Genomic DNA, 21068 nt, shown 5'->3' with positions numbered 1-21068 from the left:
AGGCCCTCCCCACCGCTCTCAGAAGCCCGGCGGCTCCGTGTACGTGCCCCACTCCTCGCGCAGCACCCCGCAGATCTCGCCGAGCGTGGCCTCTGCCCGTACCGCGTCCAGCATCGGCGCGATCATGTTCGAGCCGTCGCGGGCGGCGGCCAGCATCGCGTCCAGGGCGGCGGTGACCTTCGCGTCGTCGCGGGCGGCCTTGCGGTCGGCGAGCTGGCTGACCTGGTCGCGCTCGACCTCGTGGCTGACCCGGAGGATCTCCAGGTCGCCGGTGACCGAGCCGTGGTGGACGTTGACGCCGACGACCCGCTTGTCGCCCTTCTCCAGGGCCTGCTGGTAGCGGAAGGCGGACTCCGCGATCTCGCCGGTGAACCAGCCGTCCTCGATGCCGCGCAGGATGCCGGAGGTCATCGGCCCGATGGGGTGCTGCCCGTCGGGATGGGCCCGGGTGCCGCGTTCCTTGATCTGGTCGAAGATCTTCTCGGCCTCGGCCTCGATCCGGTCGGTGAGCTGCTCCACGTACCAGGAGCCGCCCAGCGGGTCGGCCACATTGGCGACGCCGGTCTCCTCCATGAGCACCTGCTGGGTGCGCAGGGCGATCTCGGCGGCCTGCTCGGAGGGCAGGGCGAGCGTCTCGTCGAGGGCGTTGGTGTGGAGCGAGTTCGTGCCGCCGAGGACGGCGGAGAGAGCCTCCACCGCCGTGCGGACGACGTTGTTGTACGGCTGCTGCGCGGTGAGGGAGACCCCGGCGGTCTGGGTGTGGAAGCGCAGCCACTGCGCCTTGTCGGTCCTGGCGCCGTACGTCTCCTTCATCCAGCGGGCCCAGATGCGGCGGGCGGCGCGGAACTTGGCGATCTCCTCGAAGAAGTCGAGGTGCGCGTCGAAGAAGAAGGAGAGCCCGGGGGCGAAGGTGTCGACGTCCAGGCCCCGGGAGAGGCCCAGCTCCACGTAGCCGAAGCCGTCGGCCAGGGTGTACGCCAGCTCCTGCGCGGCCGTCGCCCCGGCTTCGCGGATGTGGTAGCCGGAGACGGAGAGCGGCTTGTAGGCGGGGATGTCGCGGGCGCAGTGCTCCATCAGGTCGCCGATGAGGCGCAGATGGGGCTCGGGCTGGAAGAGCCACTCCTTCTGCGCGATGTACTCCTTGAAGATGTCCGTCTGGAGCGTGCCGTTGAGCACCCCGGGGTCGATGCCCTGGCGCTCGGCCGCGACCAGGTACATGCAGAAGACGGGGACGGCGGGGCCGCTGATCGTCATGGAGGTGGTGACGTCACCGAGGGGGATGTCACCGAACAGGATCTCCATGTCGGCGGCGGAGTCGATGGCGACCCCGCAGTGGCCGACCTCGCCGAGCGAGCGCGGATCGTCGGAGTCGCGGCCCATGAGCGTCGGCATGTCGAAGGCGACGCTGAGCCCACCGCCGCCCGCGGCCAGGATCATCTTGTAGCGCTCGTTGGTCTGCTCGGCGTTGCCGAACCCCGCGAACTGGCGGATGGTCCAGGTGCGGCCCCGGTAGCCGGTGGCGTGCAGGCCCCGGGTGAAGGGGTACTCCCCCGGCCAGCCGATCCGCTCGAATCCCTCGTACGTGTCGCCGGGGCGGGGCCCGTACGCGGGCTCCACCGGGTCCCCGGAGAGCGTGGTGAAGTCCGCGTCACGCTTGCGGGCCTTGTCGTAGCGGGCCTGCCAGCGGAGGCGGCCTTCCTCGATCGCGTCAGCGTCCATGCTTCGAATTTACTAGGACGTCCTAGTAAATGTCGATGGCAAACCGCCCGGCGCTTTCGCGCGGGGCGGTCGGGGTCGAGCCGCGGAGCGGTTCGGTCAGGCTTTCGCGGCCGCCGGGGCGGGCTTGGTGACCAGCTCCTGGGCCTCACGGCTGATCTTCGGCTCGACGAAGAAGGAGGCGAAGGGGATGCAGCCCGCCGCCAGCACCCACAGGAGCTTGCCGAACGGCCACTTCGCCTTGGAGCCGAGATCGAAGGCGAAGACGACGTAGACGATGAACAGCACGCCGTGGACCTGGGAGATCAGCACGGTGTCGCCGATCCCGAACCCGCGCTTCGCGATGATCGCCGCAGTGAACACGAGCAGCCAGATGGCGGTGGCGTAGGCCATCACCCGGTAGCGGGTGAGCACGTTCTGTTTCATGCCGACGAGCGTAGCCGGGCGGCCGGGGCGATCTTCGCGCGGGCCCCCGCCCCGCCGGGGGCCGCGCTCACTTCTCCTCGAAGTCCTGGGCCGCCACCCGCAGCGGCCGCAGCATGGCGAAGATCTCGGCGCACTCCTCGGAGTCGTACACGCCGAGCCCGAAGTCGATGGCGACCAGGTCCCGGGTGGCCGCCTCGACGACTTCGCGGCCCTTGTCGGTGATGGAGGCGAGCGTGCCGCGGCCGTCGTTGGGGTTCGGGCGCTTGCCGACCAGACCGGACTTCACCAGCCGGTCCACGGTGTTGGTCACCGACGTGGGGTGCACCATCAGCCGCTCCCCGATCTTCGACATCGGCAGCTCGCCCGCCTTGGAGAAGGTGAGCAGCACCAGCGCCTCGTACCGGGCGAAGGTCAGCCCGTACGGCTTGACGACGGCGTCGACCTCGGCGAGCAGGATCTGCTGGGCCCGCATGATCGAGGTGATCGCCCCCATCGAGGGCACGGGTCCCCAGCGCTGCCGCCAGAGTTCCTCGGCGCGGGCGATGGGATCGAAGGGAAGGCTGAGCGGCTTCGGCACGGCACCGACCTTACCGACTGGTCATATGGCGGTCAGCCCCGTCTCGCCCATCGGTATCGGACATACGTGCGGGAGCTGTCCTGCGGACCTCGGCCACGAGGAGGAGCGTGCAGACGGTACCGACGGCTCCGGATGCCGCGACCACCTGGTGCACGGGGAAGAACTCCGCCGCGAGCCCCGCCAGCGCCATCCCGAGGCCCTGGACGGTCATCAGCCCGGCGGTGAGCAGCGTCATGGCCCGGCCGCGCAGCTCCTGCGGGACGGCGTCCACGAACCACTGGTCGAGTCCGATGACGTAGGCCGCGCCCATTCCGGCCAGCGCCAGGGCGGCGAGCGCGAGCGGCAGCCCGGGGCGGACCGCGTACACGAGGAGCGGCAGCAGACCGAGGGCGGCGACCGGCAGCACAATCCGGGAGCGGGTGCGGGGGCCGAGCGCGGACCCGACGAACAGCTCGGCCGCGATGTGCCCGAGGGCCATCGCGCAGAGCAGCAGCCCCATGGCGGCGGGCGAAGCCCCGATCGCGTCGGCGTACGGGGCGGCGAGCGCCTCCGGGGCCACCACGAACATCGCGGGCAGCCAGAACAGCAGCAGCAGCGCCCGGACGCGGCGGTCGCCCAGCACCAGGCGGGCCCCGGCCAGCGACTCCCTGAGCAGGGTGCCACCGCCGTCGCCGGTCCGGGCGGGGCGGTCGCGGGTGCCGAAGCGGAGCAGGGCGGCCGAGCAGAGGAAGGTGACCACGGTGACGGTGATCGCACCGCGCGGGGAGAGCACGGTGAGCAGCACGCCGCCCGCGCCGAAGCCGATGAGCATCGCGCTCTGCGAGACGATCCGCAGGAGGGAACGGCCGAGTACGTAGAGGTCGCCCTCGCCCAGGATGTCAGTGAGGGCGGCCATCCGGGTCCCGGTGAAGACGGGCGCGACGGCGGCGACCAGGCAGCGCAGGGCGAGGAGTCCGGCGACCGGGGTGGCGGGCACCAGCATCACGGCGACGCAGGCCGCGCAGACCAGATCACAGACGACCAGGACCCGGCGGGCCGGGTAGCGGTCGGCGACCCCGGCGAACAGGGTCCCGCCGATCACGTACGGGAGCAGGCCCAGCGCGAACGTCAGGGCGCTGAGCAGCGGGGAGCCGGTGAGCTCGTAGACGAGCACGGTGAGGGCGAGTTCGCTGACGACGACACCGAGGAGGGAGAGCAGGTGGGCGGCGAAGACGGCGCGGAACTCCGGGACGGCGAACACGGCCCGGTAGCCGGCGGGCGGGGTGGAGTCTGCGGGCGGGGCGGAGGAGGACACCAGGGACATGGGGAGAGCCTGGGGCCGGGCGGCCCGCCGCCGTAGACTTTCGGCCGGGGACGAATCTTCGCGGCCGGTCACGGGAGGGGAAGCGTGCCGTTCCAGCTGCACTTCGGCGAGCGTGACCTGCTGCGCTGCCGGTTCGCGCTCTCCCCGCTCTGGGAGACGCAGGAGGCCGTGCGCACCCTGGCCCGCCCACAACGGCACGGCTACCACCTGCCCTGGCTCCGGGAGATCCGCGCGGCCGCCTCGGACCTGGACCTCGGACCGCTGTGGCTGATCATGCCGGAGGGCGGCCACAACCCGGACTTCCTCTGCCCACCCCCGCTGGGCCCGCTGGCCACCTTCGAGGAGGAGATCGCGGGCGTGCGGGCGGTCGATCCCGAGGTGGCGCGAGCCGATCTGGCGTCGGCTCTCGCGGAGCGGCCCGGCCTTCAGGAGTCGGCGGCCGGTCGGCGGATGCTGGACGACCCCGCCGGGGCCGTACAGCAGCTGGCCGATCTGCTGGAGCGGGCCTGGCAGGTGCTGATCGCCCCGCACTGGCCGCGGCTGCGGGCGCTGCTGGAGGCCGACATCGCCTACCACTCCCGGCGGCTCGCGGAGAGCGGCTTCGAACGACTGCTGGGCGAGGTGAGCCCGCAGCTGGGGTGGCGCGGCTCCACGCTGACCGTGACCGGGACGCGGGGCGACCACGAACGGGTGCTCGGCGGGCAGGGGCTGGTGCTGATGCCGAGCGTGTTCGTCTGGCCGGACGTGGTGGGCGGCTTCGAGGAGCCGTGGCAGCCCGCGGTGGTCTACCCGGCGCGCGGGATCGGCGGGCTGTGGAGCGAGGCCGGCGAGCGGACCCCGCAGACCCTGGCCCGGCTGCTGGGCCGGGCCAGGGCGGACGTGCTGTGCGCGCTGGACGAACCGGCGGGCACGAGCACTCTGGCCCACCGGCTCGGCCTCGCCCCCTCCTCCGTATCGGCGCATCTGTCGGTGCTGCGCGGGGCGGGGCTGCTGACCTCGCGGCGCTACGGGCACCAAGTGCTGTACGAGCGCACACCGCTGGGGATCACACTGGCGGCCTCCACCTGAGCGGCGCCCTGTTGCGGATGGTGTCGCACCGCCACTCTCGGTGACCGTTATGTCACGATTACTCACGTTTCCCTGCCGTGAGCCACCGCCGTCCGAGGGGTCTGGATGTCCGGCCGCAGAGTCGTCCCCCGTGCCTTCCCCCGCGCCCTCCCGCGCACGCTTCTCCGTACTTTCCCCGTCGTGACCGCCCTCGCCCTGGCGACCGCCCTCACCGCGGGCTGTGCCACACCGGAGCCGCGCGTCACCCGCACCGCCGAGGAGGCGAACGAGCTCGTCCGGGGCGAGCCCGCGCCGAGCGCCGCGTCCCCGTACTGGGTCGACCCGAACAGCGACGCCGCCCGCCAGGTCCGCACCTGGGAGAAAGAGGGGCGCGAGGCGGACGCGAAGCTCCTGCGGCGGATCTCCGGGCGGCCGGTGGCCGACTGGCCCGCGTGGGACGACCCGGCCCCGCAGATCCGGGCCGCCGCGAAAGCGGCCTCCCGCACCAGGAAGACGATCCTGCTCGTCGCGTACAACATCCCGCACCGGGACTGCGGGCTCTACTCCGCGGGCGGCGCGCAGGACGCGGACGCCTACCGGGCCTGGATCGGGGAGTTCGCCGCCGCCGTCGGGGACGCCCCGGCGACCGTGATCCTGGAGCCGGACGCCCTCCCCCACATCGCGGACGGCTGCACCCCGCCCCAGCACCACGCCGAGCGCTACCAGCTGCTCTCCGAGGCGGTGGACACACTCAAGGCGCAGCCGAACACCAAGGTCTACCTGGACGCGGGCAACCCGGACTGGATCGAGGAACCGTCCAAGATCGCCGTGCCGCTCCAGCAGGCGGGGATCGAGCGCGCCGACGGCTTCTCGCTGAACGTCTCCAACTTCCAGTCCAACGGGCGCGTCAAGAAGTACGCCCGGCTGCTCTCCGACTCCGTCGGCGGCGCGCACTACGTGATCGACACCAGCCGCAACGGCAACGGCCCCCTGCCCGGGGGCCGCGCCGAGGCCTGGTGCAACCCGCCCGGCCGGGGGCTCGGCACTCCGCCGACCACCGACACCGGCGACGACCGGCTCGACGCCTACCTGTGGATCAAGCGGCCGGGCGAGTCCGACGGCACCTGCCGGGGCGGACCGCCGGCCGGCGACTGGTGGCCGGAGTACGCGCTCGGTCTGGCCAGGCGCGCCGCCTCCTGAGACACGGGGCGGACGCCTCCGCGCTCAGACCGACCGGCAGTCGGCGGCGGGGGCGGTAGGCGACCGCATGCGTCACTCCCCCGCGTAGGTCGTGGCGTGTTCCGGGCCGTCGGCGAGGAAGGCGGCGACCGCGCGGGCGTGGTCCGAGGAACGCGCGACCCGGCCCGCCACCGCGGGCAGAAGGCCGTCCGCGGCCTCGACACCGCCGTCGAGGTAGGCGCGGACGACCTGCTTCGTCGCGCTGTGGGCCACGGTGGGGCCGTTGGCCAGCCGCAGGGCGTACGCGTGCGCGTCAGCGTGGAAGGTGGCCGGCTTGAACAGCGCGTTCACCACGCCCCAGTCCGCCAGGGTGGCGCCGCGGTACAGGTCGCCGGTCATGACGAGTTCCCGGGCCCGACCGGGACCGGCGCGTTCGGCCAGGCGCTGGGTGCCGCCCATGGACGGGGTGAAGCCGACCTTGCGCTCGACGAGGCCGAACCTCGCGGAGGCGGTGGCCACGATCAGGTCGCACGCCAGGGCGAGTTCGAAGGCGGCTGTCAGGGTCAGGGAGTGCGCTGCGAACACCGTGGGACACGGCAGCTTCTCCAGGGCCTGGGTGATGCGCAGTTGACCGTGCCAGAACTCCTCGGCGGTGTCCGGGTCCAGGTCCGCGAAGACCTGGACGTCGACGCCCGCGCTGACGATGCGTCCGTCGGCCCGCACGAGCAGGGCGCGCGGCGGATGCTCCGTCAGCCATCGCATCGCCTGCGCCCAGCCCCGCCACATCGCCGCGTCGAAGGTGTTCGCCGGCGGGCTGTCCATGGTGAGCACGGCGAGCGGGCCGTCGTACGTCAGGCGCAGCGGGAAGAACGCGTCCTGCGGGACGGCGGGCAGCCCCGGAGAGGTGTCCGCCGTCCCGGGGGTGGGAGCGGCGCTCACTCGGCGCTCCGGAAGATGGCGATGGCGTTGTTGCCGCCGAAGCCGAAGGCGTTGCTCTGGACGTGCCGGAGCTCGGGCAGGGCGCGCGGTGTTCCGGTGACGAGGTTGATGTCGAGTTCCACCTCGGAGGCCTCGATCGGGGTGGGCGGGACCAGACGGTGCCGCAGGGTGAGGCAGGCGGCGACCGAGCCGGCGGCGCCCGCCCCGCCCATCAGGTGTCCGATCGTCCCCTTGATGGCGGTGACGGCGGCCTTCGGGTAGTGCTCGGCGAAGATCCCGCCCTCGATGGCGTCGTTGGCGCGGCTGCCGGTCCCGTGCGCGAAGATCACGTCGATGTCCTCGGGACCGAGCCCTGCCTCGTCCAGTGCCCGGCGGTGGCAGGCGGCCACGCCGTCGCGGTCGGGCGCGGTGGGGTGACCGGCGTCGTTGCTGACCGCCGTGGCGAGTACCTCGGCGTACGGCCTGGTGCCGGGGCGCAGCGCCCGTTCGGTCTGCAGGACGAGTACGCCGGCACCCTCGGAGGGCGTGACGAAGCGACGGTTCCCGGCGAAGGGCCGGCAGGGCGCCGGTCCGATGGCCTGGAGGGTGGTGAACCCGATGATGTTCTTCTCGGAGTACGGGTCGCAGCCGCCGACGATCGCGGTGTCGGCCGCGCCGGAGCGCAGGAGTTCCAGGGCGCACGACAGGGCTACGTTGGCGGAGGCGCAGGTGCTCTGGGCGGTGAACACCTGGCCGCGGGAGCCCACGGCGCGGGCGACTCCCTCAGAGATGGAGTAGCTGGAGAAGCCGCCGGTCTCCTTCACGTCGCGGCGCCCCGCGACGAGGTCTTCCAGCGCGTCGGCCTGGCCGTCGCTGCTGCCGACGCAGACCACGGCGTCGCGCAGTGCGGCGTCCCCGGGGTGCAGGCCGGCGTCCTGGAGGGCCTCCAATGCGGCGTACTCGGCGAAGACCGAGGCGGCGCGCGGGGTGGCCCGCGTCTCGGCCCCCGCCCGGGCGAGGGCCTCCTCGTACGCGGACCGGGGGACCCGGCCGCCCAGGATGCCGGTCTTCATGCCCGGGTACAGGGGCGGCAGTTCCTCGAAGCGCTGCCGTCCCGCGCAGAGGTCGTCCCAGAACGGGGCCACACCCGCACCGGCGGGCGAGATCATGCCGAGTCCGGTCACGAAGACTCGGGTCGGCTCCGGCGTCGAACTGCTAGCCATGCCCACGGGTGGTGCCCTTCTGCCGGGTGACGGTGACGGTGGCCCGGCGCCCGAGGGGGCTCAGGCACGTGAGTACGGCGCTCTCGGCGGGCCGCAGCGCGTCGGCCGCTCGAAGGAAGTCGGCCGTGACGAAAGCTCCGTTGCGCCCGTACGACGTCGCCGCCGCAGTCGCCTCCGTCGCCGCGCCGCCCACCCCGATCACTCGGATGTGCGCACCGACCGGTGTCCCGACCTCATCGGACGCGGGCGCGGAGAAGTCGAACTCGGCCTTGAAGTCCCGGCCCTTGGCCAGGGTCGCGTGGGCCACTCCCGAGTCGCAGGCGAGGCCGGGGGTGTCGTGCTCGGCGTCCTGGAGTCCCTCGGGCGAGTAGACGTCACCGACGAGGAGTCTGCTGATGCCGGAGCGGTCGCGGTCCAGCGCCGAAAGCGCCTGCCACATGGCGGTGACGGGGGTGAGCAGTCCCCCGTTGAGCGTCATGTTGCGGCCCGTCGCCCCGATGGTGAGGTTGACGAAGGCCGCGGCCGAGCTGGACGTCGCGTTGGGGAAGTACTGCGCGGAGAGCAGCCGTCCCTTGGCGGCGGCGTCGCGCTGGAGCCGGGCGAGGGCCGCGGTGTTCCCGTACTCCGTGCCGATCACGACCGTCTCGTCGGTGCGGCCTTCGGGGAGTTCCCCGCAGGTGCGCACCAAGTAGAGGCACAGCCGGGTGAACCAGTCGCGGAACTGGTCGCCGGTGGAGCCGATGACGTCGTACAGGTCCTCCGGCAGTCCGTCGGGCTCGCCCGTCTCCGTCACGCCGTCCGGCGCGCACAGCGCCACCTGGTTCAGGTTGAACTCGAACACACGATCCTCCGTGGGACTGGGTGAGAGCCGAGGTCCTGGGGCGTCAGCCGGCGACCAGGCTGTCGACCTGCCGCTGGAGGTCGGCGACGGTGACGATCTGGCCGGCGAACTCGTCGCCGATCTCGATGTCGAGTTCGGCCTCGACGAGGACGACGACGTCGATGAGCTTCAGGGAGTCGATCTCCAGGTCGGCCTTCAGGTCCTGCTCGGCCTTGACCTCGAAGGAGTCCGGCAGTTCGGCCACCTGCTTGAGAATCGCCGCGATCTTGTTATCGATTGCTTCCGACATTCCACTTCCCCCGGATCAGTGAGTACGTTTTATCGGTGCAAAAAGTCGCGCACCGGACAGTCGAGCAGAATTCGTAATTCCGTCCGGCCGCCCCACACGAGGTCGGACGCTAATTCCCGCAGCAAGCACATGTCAATACGGAAGTGGAAAGTGGTCCCGTTGAATACGAGGGAGGCTGCGGATTCGCGAGACGGAACCCCCCAGACCCTCGCGCCGCGCCGTCACAGTGGGCGACCAAGCTGTCGACTCAGGTGTACGACTTGCGGTATCCGAGGTTCGCTGTACGGCACTTGCCCTGGCCAGCGGGCTGTTCGAGTCTACCCGATCACAGCCGCCGACGATCCCGCAGTGTGATCATCCACACATTGGCGGACGCTCGGACGTGACCTAGGGTCACCCGAGGAATACGACGGCTCACTGGGGGAAACGGGTATGTCAATTACGCCTTCCGAACTCTCGAAAAACGGGTATGACCGTTGGGATCTCGCAGATCACTTCGGCATCACCGCGGAGGATGAGAATTACAAGGCACTACGTTCCGCTTACGGCGATCTTCCGCTCGACCCCTACGCTCCGGGGTCCGGACGGCACCGCCGCTACGCCCGCGGAGTTTTCCTTCCCTGGTCAAAGGAATTCTTCTGGATGCCCGCGACGGAAAGCCAGGCCCGCGAGGGCATGAACGGCTACTACCAGGGTGACAACAACCCCGAGTACGTGGGCGTGGTGCGGAACCTGCCGGCCATCGGCGACGAGGTCCTCGACAACCCGCTCGTCCTGGACATGATCCAGTTCGACTTCGAGCAGACCCGCTGGAGCGAGGACGACTCCGTCTGGCCGCTCTACGTGGGGGTGCACCTCATCAAGCTGCACATCGACGACGACGAGAAGGAGGCCGTCTCCTCGCCCAACGAGCTGCACCAGGACGGCGAGCCCTACGTCTTCTGCCACATGATCTACCGCGACAACGCCGAGGGCGGACACAACGTCATCGCCACGCCGCCCCACCGCGGCAAGCAGCCGCAGGACGTCCCGTCGCACGACATCCTCTCCGAGTTCCAGCTGCAGAAGCCGCTGGACTCGTACGCCATCACGGACGACCTGGTCAGCCACTACGTGGCGCCCATCCGCAAGGGCAGCGAACCGCGTCCGGGCGAGCGGGCCATCCTCCTCGCCGACTGGGTGCCCATGCGGCACCGCATCTGAGGGGCAGCACTGTGAACAGCGTGGGCTATCACCACGCCCGTACGGTCGGCGCGGAAGCCGCCAACGAGCTCCGCAAGGCCCTCACGTTCTACTACGGCAGCGCCGAGGTGACGTTCCCGGGCTCCGGCATCGACGTCACGGTCCCCGCCGGAGCGGGTTTGAGCGAGCAGGAACTGGGCGAAACGGTCCGGCACTTCCTGCGCGGCCACCGCGAGGTCGCTGTCAACGTCTACGCGGAGCACACCCCGACGACGGAGCGTTCCTGTGGACTGCCGGCCGACGACCGGATACCGGTGGCCGCCGGCACCTACCTGCACGGGCCCGAGTGGCGCGCGGCCATGGAGCACACCCGGACCCTCGTCCGGGAGGGCGTCGCCGCCAGGTTCGACGCCCCGCAGCTGACGGGATCGGCGCAGATCCCCCGTGATGTCCTGGTGCGCGCGGGCTACTACCAGAAGTTCCCGAACCTGGTGAACTCCGTGGGCCGGATCCGCCCGGACTACTGGGACGGGGTGTCCGTCTCTCAGCTCCGACCAGGGCAGACCGAGGCCCTGTCCTCGTACTACGTCCCGTCGGAGATGGTGCTCAACCCGGTCACGTGCTACCACGTGTACGCCAACGCCCGCACGCTGATCGACCGTCACGGCGGTGAGGACGGCGGCCTGTTCGGCATCGAGGGGCCCGTCTTCCGCAACGAGTCGCACAACCACGGGGCCACCCGCCTTGCCGAGTTCACGATGTTCGAGCTGGTGCGGCTGGGCGGCACGGAGCAGGTCCAGGAGACGTACGAGCGGCTCCTGGAGTCGTTCACCGGCTTCTTCGCCTCGCTCGACGTCCCGCACCGGATAGTCAGCGCCTCGGACGCCTTCTTCGGCAACGACCCCTCGATCACCCGGGACGCCCAGCTGCTCAACGGCAGCAAGTGCGAGGTCCGCATCCCGCTGGCCGACGGCGAGCTGTCGGTGGCCAGCGTGAACCTGCACGGCGAGGTCTTCGCCGACTCGTTCGGTCTGCGTGACCTCGGCGTGGACGCCACCTGCTGCGCGGGCATCGGTCTGGACCGCCTCGCCTACGCCCTGAAGTCCTATGGTCTGCTCCCGGCGGCCACGAGCTGAGCCCCGCGGGGTCTGCCCCTCCCCGGGGGACGGACCCCCGGTCCGCCACACCACTGAGGAATGAGTTCCATGGAAGATATCGCAGGCGTGGTTTCCGAGCTCCTGGAGCAGCTCGCGACGGCGCGGGACGTCCCGGCCGACTCGGCGCCGTCCGAGATCGTCGTCAGTTCGCTCGACCAGATGCGCTTCCTGGTCGGGCTGGAGGAGCGCCTGGACGTCATGCTCGACGTCGGCGACGTGCTGCCCTTCGACCTGACGGACCGGGAAGCGCTGGTGAAGAGCGTCCGCGAACTGCTCGTGGATTCCGGCGTCGAGCTGTGAGAGCACCGCGACGGCTCGGCCGCCCGGTGCCCCGCGACCGCCTCTTCGACGGGTCGGTCATGCGCGAGGTCGTGCGCGTCTCGGTGCCGTTGATGTTCGGCATGGTGGGCAATCTCGTCCTGATGCTGGTCGACCGCATCTGCCTGGCCCGCTACTCCGAGGAAACGCTCCAGGCCTCGGGGCCGGCGGTCTTCACCGCCACCACGCTGATCATGCTCGCGACGGGCACAGTGGGGATCACCCGCTCCTACGTGGCCCAGGCCAACGGGCGCAAGGACGACCGCGGCACCATGGACGAGGGCGCCCGGGGCATCGCCCTGGCGCTCGTGCTGTGCGTGCTGCTGCTGGCGTCGACCCCGCTGATCACGAGCATCCCGGCGCTCAGCGGCCAGCCGGAGGCAGTCCAGGAGCTGGAGGCCCAGTACTTGGGCCTGTCCACGCTCTTCGGCTCGGTCATGACGCTCAACATGGCCCTGTCCTCCTACTTCAACGGCATCGGCCGCACCCGCGTGCCGATGACGGTGGGCCTCATCGGCCAGGCCGTCGGCCTGGTGATGACCTACGGTCTCGTCTTCGGCCGCCTGGGACTGCCCGAGATGGGCATGCGAGGATCGGCGCTCGGCACGCTCAGCGCCGTCGTCGTGATGTTCGTGGGCTACTGCGTCGGCCTCCCCAAGGGCTACGCCGCCCGGCTCACCGCGCTGCTCGGCCAGGGCGCGCGCTCCCTGATCCACGAGCTGTGGCTGCGGCTGCGCCGTGGAGCGCCGGCGGGCGGCTCGATGGGTCTGGAGGAGCTGGGGCAGACGGCGTTCGTCTGGCTCGCCGGCGTCCTCGGTCTCCTGGCCCTCTCGGCCAACAACGTGGCCCTGTCCCTGAACTACGCGGCGGTCATCCCGCTGATCGGCCTCGGGCTGGGTTGCAACATCCTGTGCGGCAACGCGATCGGCGCCGGGCTGTACACGAGCGTCCCGCGGATCATGCGGAGCACCCTGCTCGTCTGTGGTGTGTACGTGGCCGTGGTCGCGTTCTTCCAGATCGTCACGCCGACCCTGCTCCTGTCGCCGTTCGGCCTGAACGAGGCCGGACCGGAGACGGTCGAGAGCGCGGTGAACACCTCACGGGTGCTGTGGACGTACTCCGCCGCCTTCATGTTCTCCATGGTCGGCTCCGCCGTGCTGGAGTGCTTCGGCCTCTCCCGTTTCGGCTTCCTGACGCGGATCGTCCTCATGTGGTGCCTCTGCGTCCCCACCATCGCGACGGTCGTCCTGACGCATCGGGGCGAAGCGGACCTCCTGCCCGTGATCTGGCTGATCTTCTCGTTCTTCGAGGCCGTGATGGCGGTCGTCTGCCTCTGGCGCATCCGCAAGGCAGTGGCCAATCGGGAGAACCTCCTCGTCGAGGCCGGTCCGCCGGCGGAAGACGCCGAGACCTCTCAGCCGGCGTGCACCGACGGCTCCAACATCCCACGAACAGAAAGTCAGACTGGTCCGTGAACGTACTGATCCTCGGGCAGCGCGAGAACTGCCGTGACTACCTCCACTACGCCGACGAGCACGGCCACACCGTGCAGTTCTTCGCCCCGCCCGCCCTCGACGCGGACGACCGGGAGAACTGGCAGCGCACCGTAGCGGACAGCGCCCGCAGCTCGGTGGACCTCGACACCGTCGACGAGGTCATCTCCTTCCACGACAGCTACCAGATCCAGCTGGACCTGCTGCGCGCCGAGCTCGGTCTGACCGCGCGCAGCATCGACGCCCTGCTGTGCCTGTCCGACAAGACCCGGTTCAAGGCGCACCCGGCGGTCCGCGACCACATCACCCGGCACGTCGAACTCGACCCGTCGCTGAAGGCGCCCGCGGCCCTGGAGGTCGTCGGGGCGGCCGGGCTCTCCTTCCCGATCGTGCTCAAGCCCTCGAACGGCTTCTACAGCGCCGGCGTGGTCAAGGTGGACACCCCCGCCGAGTTCGCCAAGGCCTTCGTGCAGACCAAGCGGGTCTGCACACTGCTGCGCCAGAGCGCGGGCCAGTCCACGATGCTCGCCGAGGAGTACCTCGACGGCAACGAGTACGCCGTGGACGGCATGGTGAGCGAGGGCCGAGTGCTCGCGCTCCAGGTGCACCGCAAGCTGCCGCCCCTGGTCGGCCCGCTCTTCCACGAGGTCGCCTATCTCACCGAGCCCTTCGACCCCGAACTCGGCGTGGACTTCCAGGCGATGCTGGAGAGCATCGTGCCCGCCGTGGGCCTGGACAACTCGCCCTTCCACGCCGAGTTCCGCTTCGACGGCCAGGGCAACCTGCGCATCCTCGAACTGGCCCCCCGCCTCTGCGGCGGTGGCACCACCACCTTCCAGCAGCTGCGCATCTGCACCGGTCTTGACGCCTACGCGCTCCTGCACCAGCTGGGCCGCGGGCCGATCGCGCCCGAGCCCACGCACCACCGGGTGGCGTTGGAGTTCGACGCCCCCATCGAGGACAGCGGTTTCCTGCGTGACACCGCGCGGGCCGTCGAGGTGTGCGAGAAGAACGACGTCACCACCGTCCACCTCCACAAGCAGGACGGCGATTTCGTCCTCGCCCCGCCGCTCAACTTCGAGACCGTCCTGACCGCCTACTTCGCCCGCGACACCCGCGAAGAGGCCGAGGCCCTCCTGGCCGTCCTGATCAGCGAGTGCACCATCGAAACCGAAAAGGAAAAGCAGTCATGAGGCCCGAGATCAAGCGCGCCCAGACGGTCATCCCCATGGGGACCAGCTCCCCGCTGCGGGCCTGCCGCAACGTCAAGGCCGAGCCGCTGGTCGTGGCCGAGGCCCGCGGCCCGTACCTGTACGACGTCGACGGCAACCGCTACGTGGACTTCATGTGCGGCTTCGGCCCGCTGATCCTCGGCCACGCGCCGGAGACCGTCAGCAAGGCCATCGCCGACCAGGCCGCGAACGGCACGCTCTTCGGAACGTACTGCCCGCAGGAGATCGAGCTCGCCGAGCGCATCACCGCGACCGCCGACCACCTCGACCAGCTCCGCTTCGTGTGCAGCGGCACCGAGGCGGTCATGTCCACGCTGCGCCTGGCCCGCGCGTACACCGGCCGTACCCGCATCATGCGGTTCAACGGCGGGTATCACGGCCACTTCGACCTGGTCCAGAACAAGGGCGAGGCGAAGATGCGCGACGCCGGTCTCGACCCGGTCGCCATGCGTTCCAACCTCTTCGCGGACTACAACGACGCGGAGGGCGTGCGCCGGCTCTTCGCCGAGAACCCGGGCGAGATCGCGGCCGTCGTCATCGAACCCATCGCCTGCAACATGTCGCTCGTGCTGCCGGAGCCGGGCTTCCTCCAGGAACTGCGCGACATCTGCACCCGTGAGGGCGCGGTGCTCATCTTCGACGAGGTGATCACCGGTTTCCGACTGACCTACGGCCCCGCGAGCAACCTGCTGGGCGTCTCCCCCGACCTCACCGCCTTCGGCAAGATCATCGGCGGTGGCACCCCCGTGGGCGCCTTCGGCGGTCGCGCCGACATCATGCGGCTGCTGGACGAGGAGCGCGTACTCCAGGGCGGCACCCTCGCGGGCAACCCGCTGACCATGGCCGCCGGCCTGGCGACCCTGGCGGAGCTCGCCCGGCCGGGCTTCTACGAGGAACTGGAGCGCAAGGGCGCGCTGCTCGAAGCGGCCGTCGAGCGCCACCGCGTGGCAAACGGCCTGGACTTCAGCTTCGTCCGGACCGGTTCGATCTTCGCATTGATCTTCGTTCCCCACGGCACGCCGATCCGCCGCAAGCAGGACGTCGCCCGCCAGGAACAGGAGCCGTTCATCACCCTGTACGCCGGAATGCGCGAGGCCGGATACCACCTGGCTCCGGACATCGAGGAGCCGATGTACGTCAGCGCGGTCACGACCGACGAGGACCTGGAGGACTTCGCCGCCCGGATCGGCACGATCCTCGCGGCGGGACCGCAGGCGTAAGCGGTCGTCTTCCGGGTGGAGCCCGGGGCGGCCCCATCCGGAAGACCCACCTCACCGTCCCCATCCGACCAGGCCACCGCGCCCGCCCCCGCGACAGGACAGCCATGCCCATGCAGGACAGGAACCTCCCGCTACTCCCCGCCCAAGAGGGTGTTCTGTTCACCGAACAGACCCATGACAGCCCGGGCACGCACAACGTGGCGCTGGCCCTGGAACTGAGCGGCCCGCTCGACCGGACCGCTCTGCACTCCGCCCTGAGCGCGCTCGTGGAACGTCACGAGGCCCTGCGGGTGAGCCTGCGGGAGGAGAACGGCGGGCACGTCCAGTGCGTGGCGGCCGAGGTCTCGCTCGACCTGCGGACGGTGGAACTCGACGTGACGGACGAGGAGTCCGCGCGGCGGCTGCTCGACGCCCACTTCACCGCCGCGCAGGACGAACCGTTCGACCTCGACCGGGCGCCCCTCCTGCGGGCCACGCTGCTGCGCCTGGCCGAGGAGCGGCACGTGCTGCTGCTCGTCGTGCACCACAGCGTGGCCGACGGGGCGTCCATGGAGGTCCTCGCAGGCGAGTTCGAGGCACTGTACGAGGCGCTCGTCGAGGAGCGGCCCGACCCGCTGACGACGCTGCCCCTCGGCTACACCGAGTTCATCGACGCGTGGACGGGCGGGGGCGCCTCGGCCAAGCGGCTGGAGCGTGCGATCGAGCACTGGAAGACGGAACTGGCCGGGGCCCCGGCCACCCTCGACCTGCCCCGGGCGCTCCTGGCCGGCACGACGCGCCGCCAGGCGGCGACCGTCCGCCAGGACGTCCCCCGTCCCGTGGTCGCGCGACTGCGGGCCCTGGCCGCGGAGCAGGGCAGCTCGCTCTTCCCGGTGCTCGCCTCGGGGGCGTTCGCGCTGTTCATGCGCTACACCGGTGAACGGGACCTGGTGCTCGGCGTGCCCATGTCCAGCCGGCTCCAGCCCGGCTCCGAGCGTCTCGTCGGGCTCACCGTCAACACCATGCCCCTGCGCGTGCGGTGTGCCGAGGGCGACCCGACGTTCCTCGACCTGCTGGGGCAGGTGCGGGCCAAGACGCTCCAGGGCCTGCGCCACCAGCACCTGTCGTTCAGCCATCTGGTGCGCACGCTGAACCCGCCCCGCAGCTTCGGCCGACAGCCGGTCTTCCAGATCGGCCTCAACCACGGTGTCGCCTCGCCCGCCCCGGTGCCGCGCGCCGGACTGCGCGTCGAACGGCTGCCCGTCGCCAACGCCACGTCCGCGTTCGAGCTGATGGTCACCTTCATGGAGGACGGCGAGGACGCCTGGGTCTACCTTGAGTACGACGTCGAGCGCTTCGACGCGGAGGCCGTCGCGGATCTCGGCGACCACCTGGTGCGGCTGCTCGACGGAGCCTCGGTGGACCCCCTGCGTCCCGTCACCGAGCTGGACATCATGGGCGAGCGGGAACTCGCCCGCACCCTGGAGGACTGGAACGACACGGCGGCCCCGCTCCCCTCGACCGGTATCGTCGGCCTCTTCGCCGAGCAGGTACGGCTCCGGGGGGACGCACCGGCCGTGGTGCACCGTGAAACGACCCTCTCCTACCGCGAACTCGACGAGCGCGCGGGTCGGCTGGCCCGGGCACTGGCCGATCGGGGCGTGGGCGACGGCGATTTCGTCGGCGTCTCGCTTCCCCGCTCGGAGAAGATGATCGTCGCGGTGCTGGCCGTGCTCAAGGCGGGTGCCGCCTACGTGCCGCTGGACCCGGCATATCCGAGTGAGCGGCTGGCCTTCATGCTGGAGGACTCCGCGCCCGCGCTGGTGATCAGCGACTCCGCCACCGCGGTGGGACTGCCCGCCCACCCGCAGGCACCGGTGCTGCGGCTGGACGACCCGCAGCTGGAGGCGGAGCTCGGACGGGCGGCGGACGGCGCGTTCCACGTCCCGGAGTCGCCTTCCCGTACCGCCTACGTCATCTACACCTCGGGGTCGACGGGGCGCCCCAAGGGCGTCGTCGTCAGCCACGCCAACGTGGGCAACCTCGCCGCCTGGGCCCACGAGACCTTCGGCGCGGGCATGGGTCGGGTCCTGGCCTCGACCTCCCTCAACTTCGACGTCTCCGTGTTCGAGATCTTCGGCGCGCTGCTGTCCGGAGGCAGCATCGAGATCGTCCGTGACCTGCTGGAGCTGAGCGAGCGGGGCAGCTGGGAGGGGACCCTCGTCAGCGGTGTCCCCTCAGTGCTGGCCCGTCTCGTGACGGACGGCGGACTGCGGGTGCGGGCGGACTACCTGGTGCTGGCCGGCGAGGCCCTGCCGCCGCACGTGGCCGGCCTGCTCAGGACGGCCGTTCCCGACGCCACGCTGGTCAACGCGTACGGTCCGACCGAGGCGACCGTCTATGCCGCCGCCTCCGACGCCGCCCCGACGACGCGCGAGGCCCCGCCGATCGGCCGCCCGCTGCGCAACACCCGGCTGTATGTCCTGGATGGCCGACTGCGGCCGGTGCCCGTCGGGGTCACGGGCGAGCTCTACATCGCGGGCGAGGGACTGGCCCGCGGCTACCTGGACCGCCCCGCCCTCACGGCGTCCCGTTTCGTCGCCGACCCCTTCGGCCCCGACGGCGCCCGCATGTACCGCTCCGGTGACCTCGTCCGGTGGCGGGCCGACGGGCAGCTGGACTTCGTCGGCCGCGTCGACGACCAGGTCAAGCTGCGCGGTTTCCGGCTGGAACTCGGCGAGGTCGAGTCCGCGCTCGCCCGCCGGCCGGAGGTGGCGCAGACCGCCGCCGTGGTCCACGAGGACGAGACCGGAGAGCGCCGGCTGGTCGGTTACGTCACGCCTGCTCCCGGCGCCGACGAGCCGGACGGCGGCCGGATCCGGGCCTCCGTCGCGAAGTTCCTGCCGGAGTACATGGTTCCGGACCTGGTGACAGTGCTGGACACACTGCCGCTCTCGCCCAGCGGCAAGCTCGACCGCGGCCGGCTCCCCCGTCCGCGTTTCACGGCCGCCGCCGGGTCACGCGTCCCCGAATCGCGTCAGGAGGCGGAGATCGCCAGCCTGTTCGCCGAAGCCCTGGGGCTGCCCCGGGTGGGCGCGTCCGACAGCTTCTTCGACCTCGGCGGGCACTCCCTTCTGGCCATCAGGCTGGTCGCCCGGATCAGCGAGGTCCTCGGAGCGTCCGTGACCGTCCGCGACCTGTTCGAGACGCCGACCGTCGCCGGCCTGGCCGACCGCCTCGGCCGGGCCGAACAGGGCAACGACTTCGACGTGCTCCTGCCGCTGCGCCCCGAGGGCTCCCAGCCGCCGCTGTTCTGCGTCCACCCCGGCTTCGGGCTCGGCTGGGCCTACGCCGCCCTGCTCCGCCACCTCGGCCCCGACCAGCCGGTGTACGCGCTCCAGGCCCGCGGCATCGTCCCCGGTGAGGAACTCCCCGAGACCCTCGACGAACTCGTCGACGACTACCTGGTCCAGATCCGGACGGTGCGCCCGCACGGCCCCTACCGGTTCCTCGGCTGGTCGTTCGGCGGGCTGGTGGCGCACGCGCTGGCCACCCGGCTCCAGCGGGACGGCGAGAGCGTCGAGATGCTGGCCATGCTCGACACCGTCATGGTCGACGAGGAAGAGAGTTCCGGCCCCTGGGAGTACGACCTCGAACATGAGCAGCTCGTCATCCACGAGATCGCCGCGGTCCGCCAGGTCGTCCCGGACGACGAATGCCTCATCCACGTCGTGCGCAACCTCATCCGGCTGCGCCGTGAATTCGACCCGCAGCCGTACGAGGGAGACCTCCTGTTCTTCACCGCGGCCGAGGAACCCGATCGTGACGCGGCCATCGCCCAATCGTGGATGCCCCACGTAGCCGGCCGCACGGTGGAACAGCTCGTCGACTGCGCGCACCTGAACATGCTGACCGTCCATCCCGCCGAGGTGATCGGCAGGCGGCTGGCCAAGGAACTGGCCCTGCTCGGCCGCCCCGAGGAGGCCCTGTGAACAGCCCGTTCGACGACACCGCGGAGGGCGGGCTCGTGCTCCGCAACGACCGGGGCGAGTACTCCGTCTGGCCGGCGGACATCACGCCGCCGGCCGGTTGGCGGACCGTCCTGGCGGCCGACGAGCGCCGCGCGTGCCTGGACCACATCGACACGCACTGGCGCACCGAGCGCCGCGGCGCTCCTCCGCGCGCCGAGCAGACCGACCGCGCCGCCAAGTGACCCGAGCCGTGAGGTTCCCGTACCCGAAGGACGACTCCATGCCACGTACTGCCCTGGTGTTCGGCGGCAACCGAGGCATCGGTCTCGCGATCGCACGCCACCTGGCCGACCGCGGCGACAAGGTCGCGGTCACCTACCGCACCGGTGAACCGCCGGAAGGACTGTTCGGCGTACGGTGCGACGTCACCGACCCCGAGCAGATCACGGCCGCCTTCGCCGAGGTGAAGGCCGCACTCGGTCCCGTGGAGGTGCTCGTGGTCAACGCGGGCATCACGCGTGACCGGCCGCTGTTCACCATGACCCAGGACGATTTCGAGGTCGTCCTGCGTACCAACCTCACCGGCGCGTTCCTGGCCACGAAACTGGCCTCCCGGGGCATGATGCGCGGCCGCTGGGGGCGGATTGTGCTGATCTCCTCGGCCGTCGCGTTGTCCGGCGCCGTGGGACAGACGAACTACGCGGCATCCAAGGCCGGGCTGATCGGTCTCGCCCGTTCGCTGGCCCTGGAGGTGGCCGGCCACGGCATCACGGTGAACACGGTCGCGCCGGGCTTCACCGACACGGACATGGTCTCGGCCATCCCGGAGGACCGCCGTGCCGTCCTGCTCGCGCAGGTTCCCGTAGGACGGATGGCCGACCCCTCCGAGGTGGCGGCGGCCGTCGGCTACCTCACCGGGGAGGACGCCGGCTACGTCACCGGCGCCGTGCTCCCCGTGGACGGCGGAGTGGCCATGGGCCACTGACACGGGACCGGA

Annotated in this window: 19 protein-coding genes; 11 read left to right on the top strand and 8 right to left on the bottom strand. The window is 71.0% G+C overall.

Annotated elements, in window-relative coordinates; genetic code table 11:
• Positions 1-18: 18 nt before the first annotated feature.
• The 4 genes from CIB93_RS19520 to CIB93_RS19505 form a co-directional block, all read right to left on the bottom strand.
• Positions 19-1719: a methylmalonyl-CoA mutase gene (locus CIB93_RS19520; protein WP_096628424.1), complete on the bottom strand. Its 1701-nt coding sequence runs from the start codon at positions 1717-1719 to the stop codon at positions 19-21.
• 96 nt (positions 1720-1815) lie between these two features.
• A complete protein-coding gene (locus tag CIB93_RS19515; RefSeq protein WP_096628423.1) occupies positions 1816-2142 on the bottom strand; it encodes a DUF3817 domain-containing protein in 327 nt (108 codons plus the stop codon).
• Positions 2143-2209: 67 nt separating this feature from the next.
• Positions 2210-2719, bottom strand: a complete 510-nt coding sequence (locus CIB93_RS19510; RefSeq protein WP_096628421.1) for a MarR family winged helix-turn-helix transcriptional regulator — start codon at positions 2717-2719, stop codon at positions 2210-2212.
• Positions 2720-2729: 10 nt separating this feature from the next.
• Complete coding sequence (locus tag CIB93_RS19505; RefSeq protein ID WP_096628420.1) at positions 2730-4022, bottom strand: MFS transporter; 1293 nt, start codon at positions 4020-4022, stop codon at positions 2730-2732.
• A gap of 84 nt (positions 4023-4106) precedes the next feature.
• On the opposite strand from CIB93_RS19505, the gene CIB93_RS19500 reads away from it, so the two are divergent.
• Together CIB93_RS19500 and CIB93_RS19495 are read left to right on the top strand one after the other, a co-directional pair.
• Positions 4107-5090, top strand: coding sequence for a DUF5937 family protein (locus tag CIB93_RS19500; protein WP_096628418.1), 984 nt, complete (start codon positions 4107-4109; stop codon positions 5088-5090).
• Positions 5091-5195: 105 nt separating this feature from the next.
• Positions 5196-6269, top strand: a complete 1074-nt coding sequence (locus CIB93_RS19495; protein ID WP_096628417.1) for a glycoside hydrolase family 6 protein — start codon at positions 5196-5198, stop codon at positions 6267-6269.
• 72 nt (positions 6270-6341) lie between these two features.
• Here the strand turns inward: CIB93_RS19495 and CIB93_RS19490 are convergent, their stop codons facing one another.
• Genes CIB93_RS19490 through CIB93_RS19475 form a run of 4 tightly spaced genes read right to left on the bottom strand, consistent with a single transcriptional unit; the run spans position 6342 to position 9519 of the window.
• Positions 6342-7187, bottom strand: a complete 846-nt coding sequence (locus tag CIB93_RS19490; RefSeq protein ID WP_218839790.1) for an enoyl-CoA hydratase/isomerase family protein — start codon at positions 7185-7187, stop codon at positions 6342-6344.
• Positions 7184-8389 (bottom strand): beta-ketoacyl synthase, encoded by a 1206-nt coding sequence (locus CIB93_RS19485; protein ID WP_143660067.1) that lies wholly within the window; start codon positions 8387-8389, stop codon positions 7184-7186. Before CIB93_RS19485 ends, CIB93_RS19490 begins: the two co-directional genes overlap by 4 nt.
• Positions 8382-9230 (bottom strand): hypothetical protein, encoded by an 849-nt coding sequence (locus CIB93_RS19480; protein ID WP_096628414.1) that lies wholly within the window; start codon positions 9228-9230, stop codon positions 8382-8384. The genes CIB93_RS19485 and CIB93_RS19480 overlap by 8 nt, the downstream gene beginning before the upstream one ends.
• 43 nt (positions 9231-9273) lie before the next feature.
• On the bottom strand, positions 9274-9519 hold the full coding sequence (locus CIB93_RS19475; RefSeq protein WP_096628412.1) for an acyl carrier protein: 246 nt from the start codon (positions 9517-9519) through the stop codon (positions 9274-9276).
• 432 nt (positions 9520-9951) lie between these two features.
• Here CIB93_RS19475 and CIB93_RS19470 point away from each other — a divergent pair, with 432 nt between their 5' ends.
• The 9 genes from CIB93_RS19470 (at position 9952) to fabG (ending at position 21056) form a co-directional block, all read left to right on the top strand.
• Positions 9952-10722, top strand: coding sequence for a 2OG-Fe dioxygenase family protein (locus CIB93_RS19470; RefSeq protein ID WP_096628410.1), 771 nt, complete (start codon positions 9952-9954; stop codon positions 10720-10722).
• Between the two features lie 20 nt (positions 10723-10742).
• The gene (locus CIB93_RS19465; protein ID WP_143660066.1) at positions 10743-11837 is read left to right on the top strand and encodes a hypothetical protein; all 1095 of its coding nucleotides are present in this window, start codon (positions 10743-10745) and stop codon (positions 11835-11837) included.
• A 69-nt stretch (positions 11838-11906) separates the two neighbouring features.
• Positions 11907-12158: a hypothetical protein gene (locus CIB93_RS19460; protein ID WP_096628407.1), complete on the top strand. Its 252-nt coding sequence runs from the start codon at positions 11907-11909 to the stop codon at positions 12156-12158.
• Complete coding sequence (locus tag CIB93_RS19455; protein WP_218839789.1) at positions 12155-13651, top strand: MATE family efflux transporter; 1497 nt, start codon at positions 12155-12157, stop codon at positions 13649-13651. Before CIB93_RS19460 ends, CIB93_RS19455 begins: the two co-directional genes overlap by 4 nt.
• Positions 13648-14862 carry an acetyl-CoA carboxylase biotin carboxylase subunit family protein gene (locus CIB93_RS19450; RefSeq protein ID WP_179500169.1) on the top strand — a complete coding sequence of 405 codons (1215 nt, stop codon included), beginning with the start codon at positions 13648-13650 and terminating at the stop codon, positions 14860-14862. Before CIB93_RS19455 ends, CIB93_RS19450 begins: the two co-directional genes overlap by 4 nt.
• Positions 14859-16121, top strand: a complete 1263-nt coding sequence (locus CIB93_RS19445) for an aspartate aminotransferase family protein (RefSeq protein ID WP_096628405.1) — start codon at positions 14859-14861, stop codon at positions 16119-16121. Before CIB93_RS19450 ends, CIB93_RS19445 begins: the two co-directional genes overlap by 4 nt.
• A gap of 110 nt (positions 16122-16231) precedes the next feature.
• Entirely contained in the window at positions 16232-20092 is a 3861-nt protein-coding gene (locus tag CIB93_RS19440; RefSeq protein WP_179500168.1) for a non-ribosomal peptide synthetase, read from the top strand.
• Positions 20089-20313, top strand: a complete 225-nt coding sequence (locus CIB93_RS19435; protein ID WP_096628401.1) for an MbtH family protein — start codon at positions 20089-20091, stop codon at positions 20311-20313. Before CIB93_RS19440 ends, CIB93_RS19435 begins: the two co-directional genes overlap by 4 nt.
• Before the next feature lie 38 nt (positions 20314-20351).
• Positions 20352-21056 carry a 3-oxoacyl-ACP reductase FabG gene (fabG, locus tag CIB93_RS19430; protein WP_096628400.1) on the top strand — a complete coding sequence of 235 codons (705 nt, stop codon included), beginning with the start codon at positions 20352-20354 and terminating at the stop codon, positions 21054-21056.
• The last annotated feature ends 12 nt before the right edge of the window (positions 21057-21068 follow it).

The organism is Streptomyces sp. WZ.A104, assembly GCF_002382885.1.
In the GTDB taxonomy this organism is placed as follows: domain Bacteria; phylum Actinomycetota; class Actinomycetes; order Streptomycetales; family Streptomycetaceae; genus Streptomyces.
This window is presented reverse-complemented; position numbering and strand designations above follow the sequence as displayed.

Excerpts from the sequence above, each read along its gene's own strand:
- CIB93_RS19520 (WP_096628424.1), bottom strand. The coding sequence starts at position 1,719 with ATGGACGCTGACGCGATCGAGGAAGGCCGCCTCCGCTGGCAGGCCCGC.
- CIB93_RS19515 (WP_096628423.1), bottom strand. The coding sequence starts at position 2,142 with ATGAAACAGAACGTGCTCACCCGCTACCGGGTGATGGCCTACGCCACC.
- CIB93_RS19505 (WP_096628420.1), bottom strand. The coding sequence starts at position 4,022 with ATGTCCCTGGTGTCCTCCTCCGCCCCGCCCGCAGACTCCACCCCGCCC.
- CIB93_RS19495 (WP_096628417.1), top strand. The coding sequence starts at position 5,196 with ATGTCCGGCCGCAGAGTCGTCCCCCGTGCCTTCCCCCGCGCCCTCCCG.
- CIB93_RS19485 (WP_143660067.1), bottom strand. The coding sequence starts at position 8,389 with ATGGCTAGCAGTTCGACGCCGGAGCCGACCCGAGTCTTCGTGACCGGA.
- CIB93_RS19475 (WP_096628412.1), bottom strand. The coding sequence starts at position 9,519 with ATGTCGGAAGCAATCGATAACAAGATCGCGGCGATTCTCAAGCAGGTG.
- CIB93_RS19470 (WP_096628410.1), top strand. The coding sequence starts at position 9,952 with ATGTCAATTACGCCTTCCGAACTCTCGAAAAACGGGTATGACCGTTGG.
- CIB93_RS19460 (WP_096628407.1), top strand. The coding sequence starts at position 11,907 with ATGGAAGATATCGCAGGCGTGGTTTCCGAGCTCCTGGAGCAGCTCGCG.
- CIB93_RS19445 (WP_096628405.1), top strand. The coding sequence starts at position 14,859 with ATGAGGCCCGAGATCAAGCGCGCCCAGACGGTCATCCCCATGGGGACC.
- CIB93_RS19440 (WP_179500168.1), top strand. The coding sequence starts at position 16,232 with ATGCAGGACAGGAACCTCCCGCTACTCCCCGCCCAAGAGGGTGTTCTG.
- fabG (WP_096628400.1), top strand. The coding sequence starts at position 20,352 with ATGCCACGTACTGCCCTGGTGTTCGGCGGCAACCGAGGCATCGGTCTC.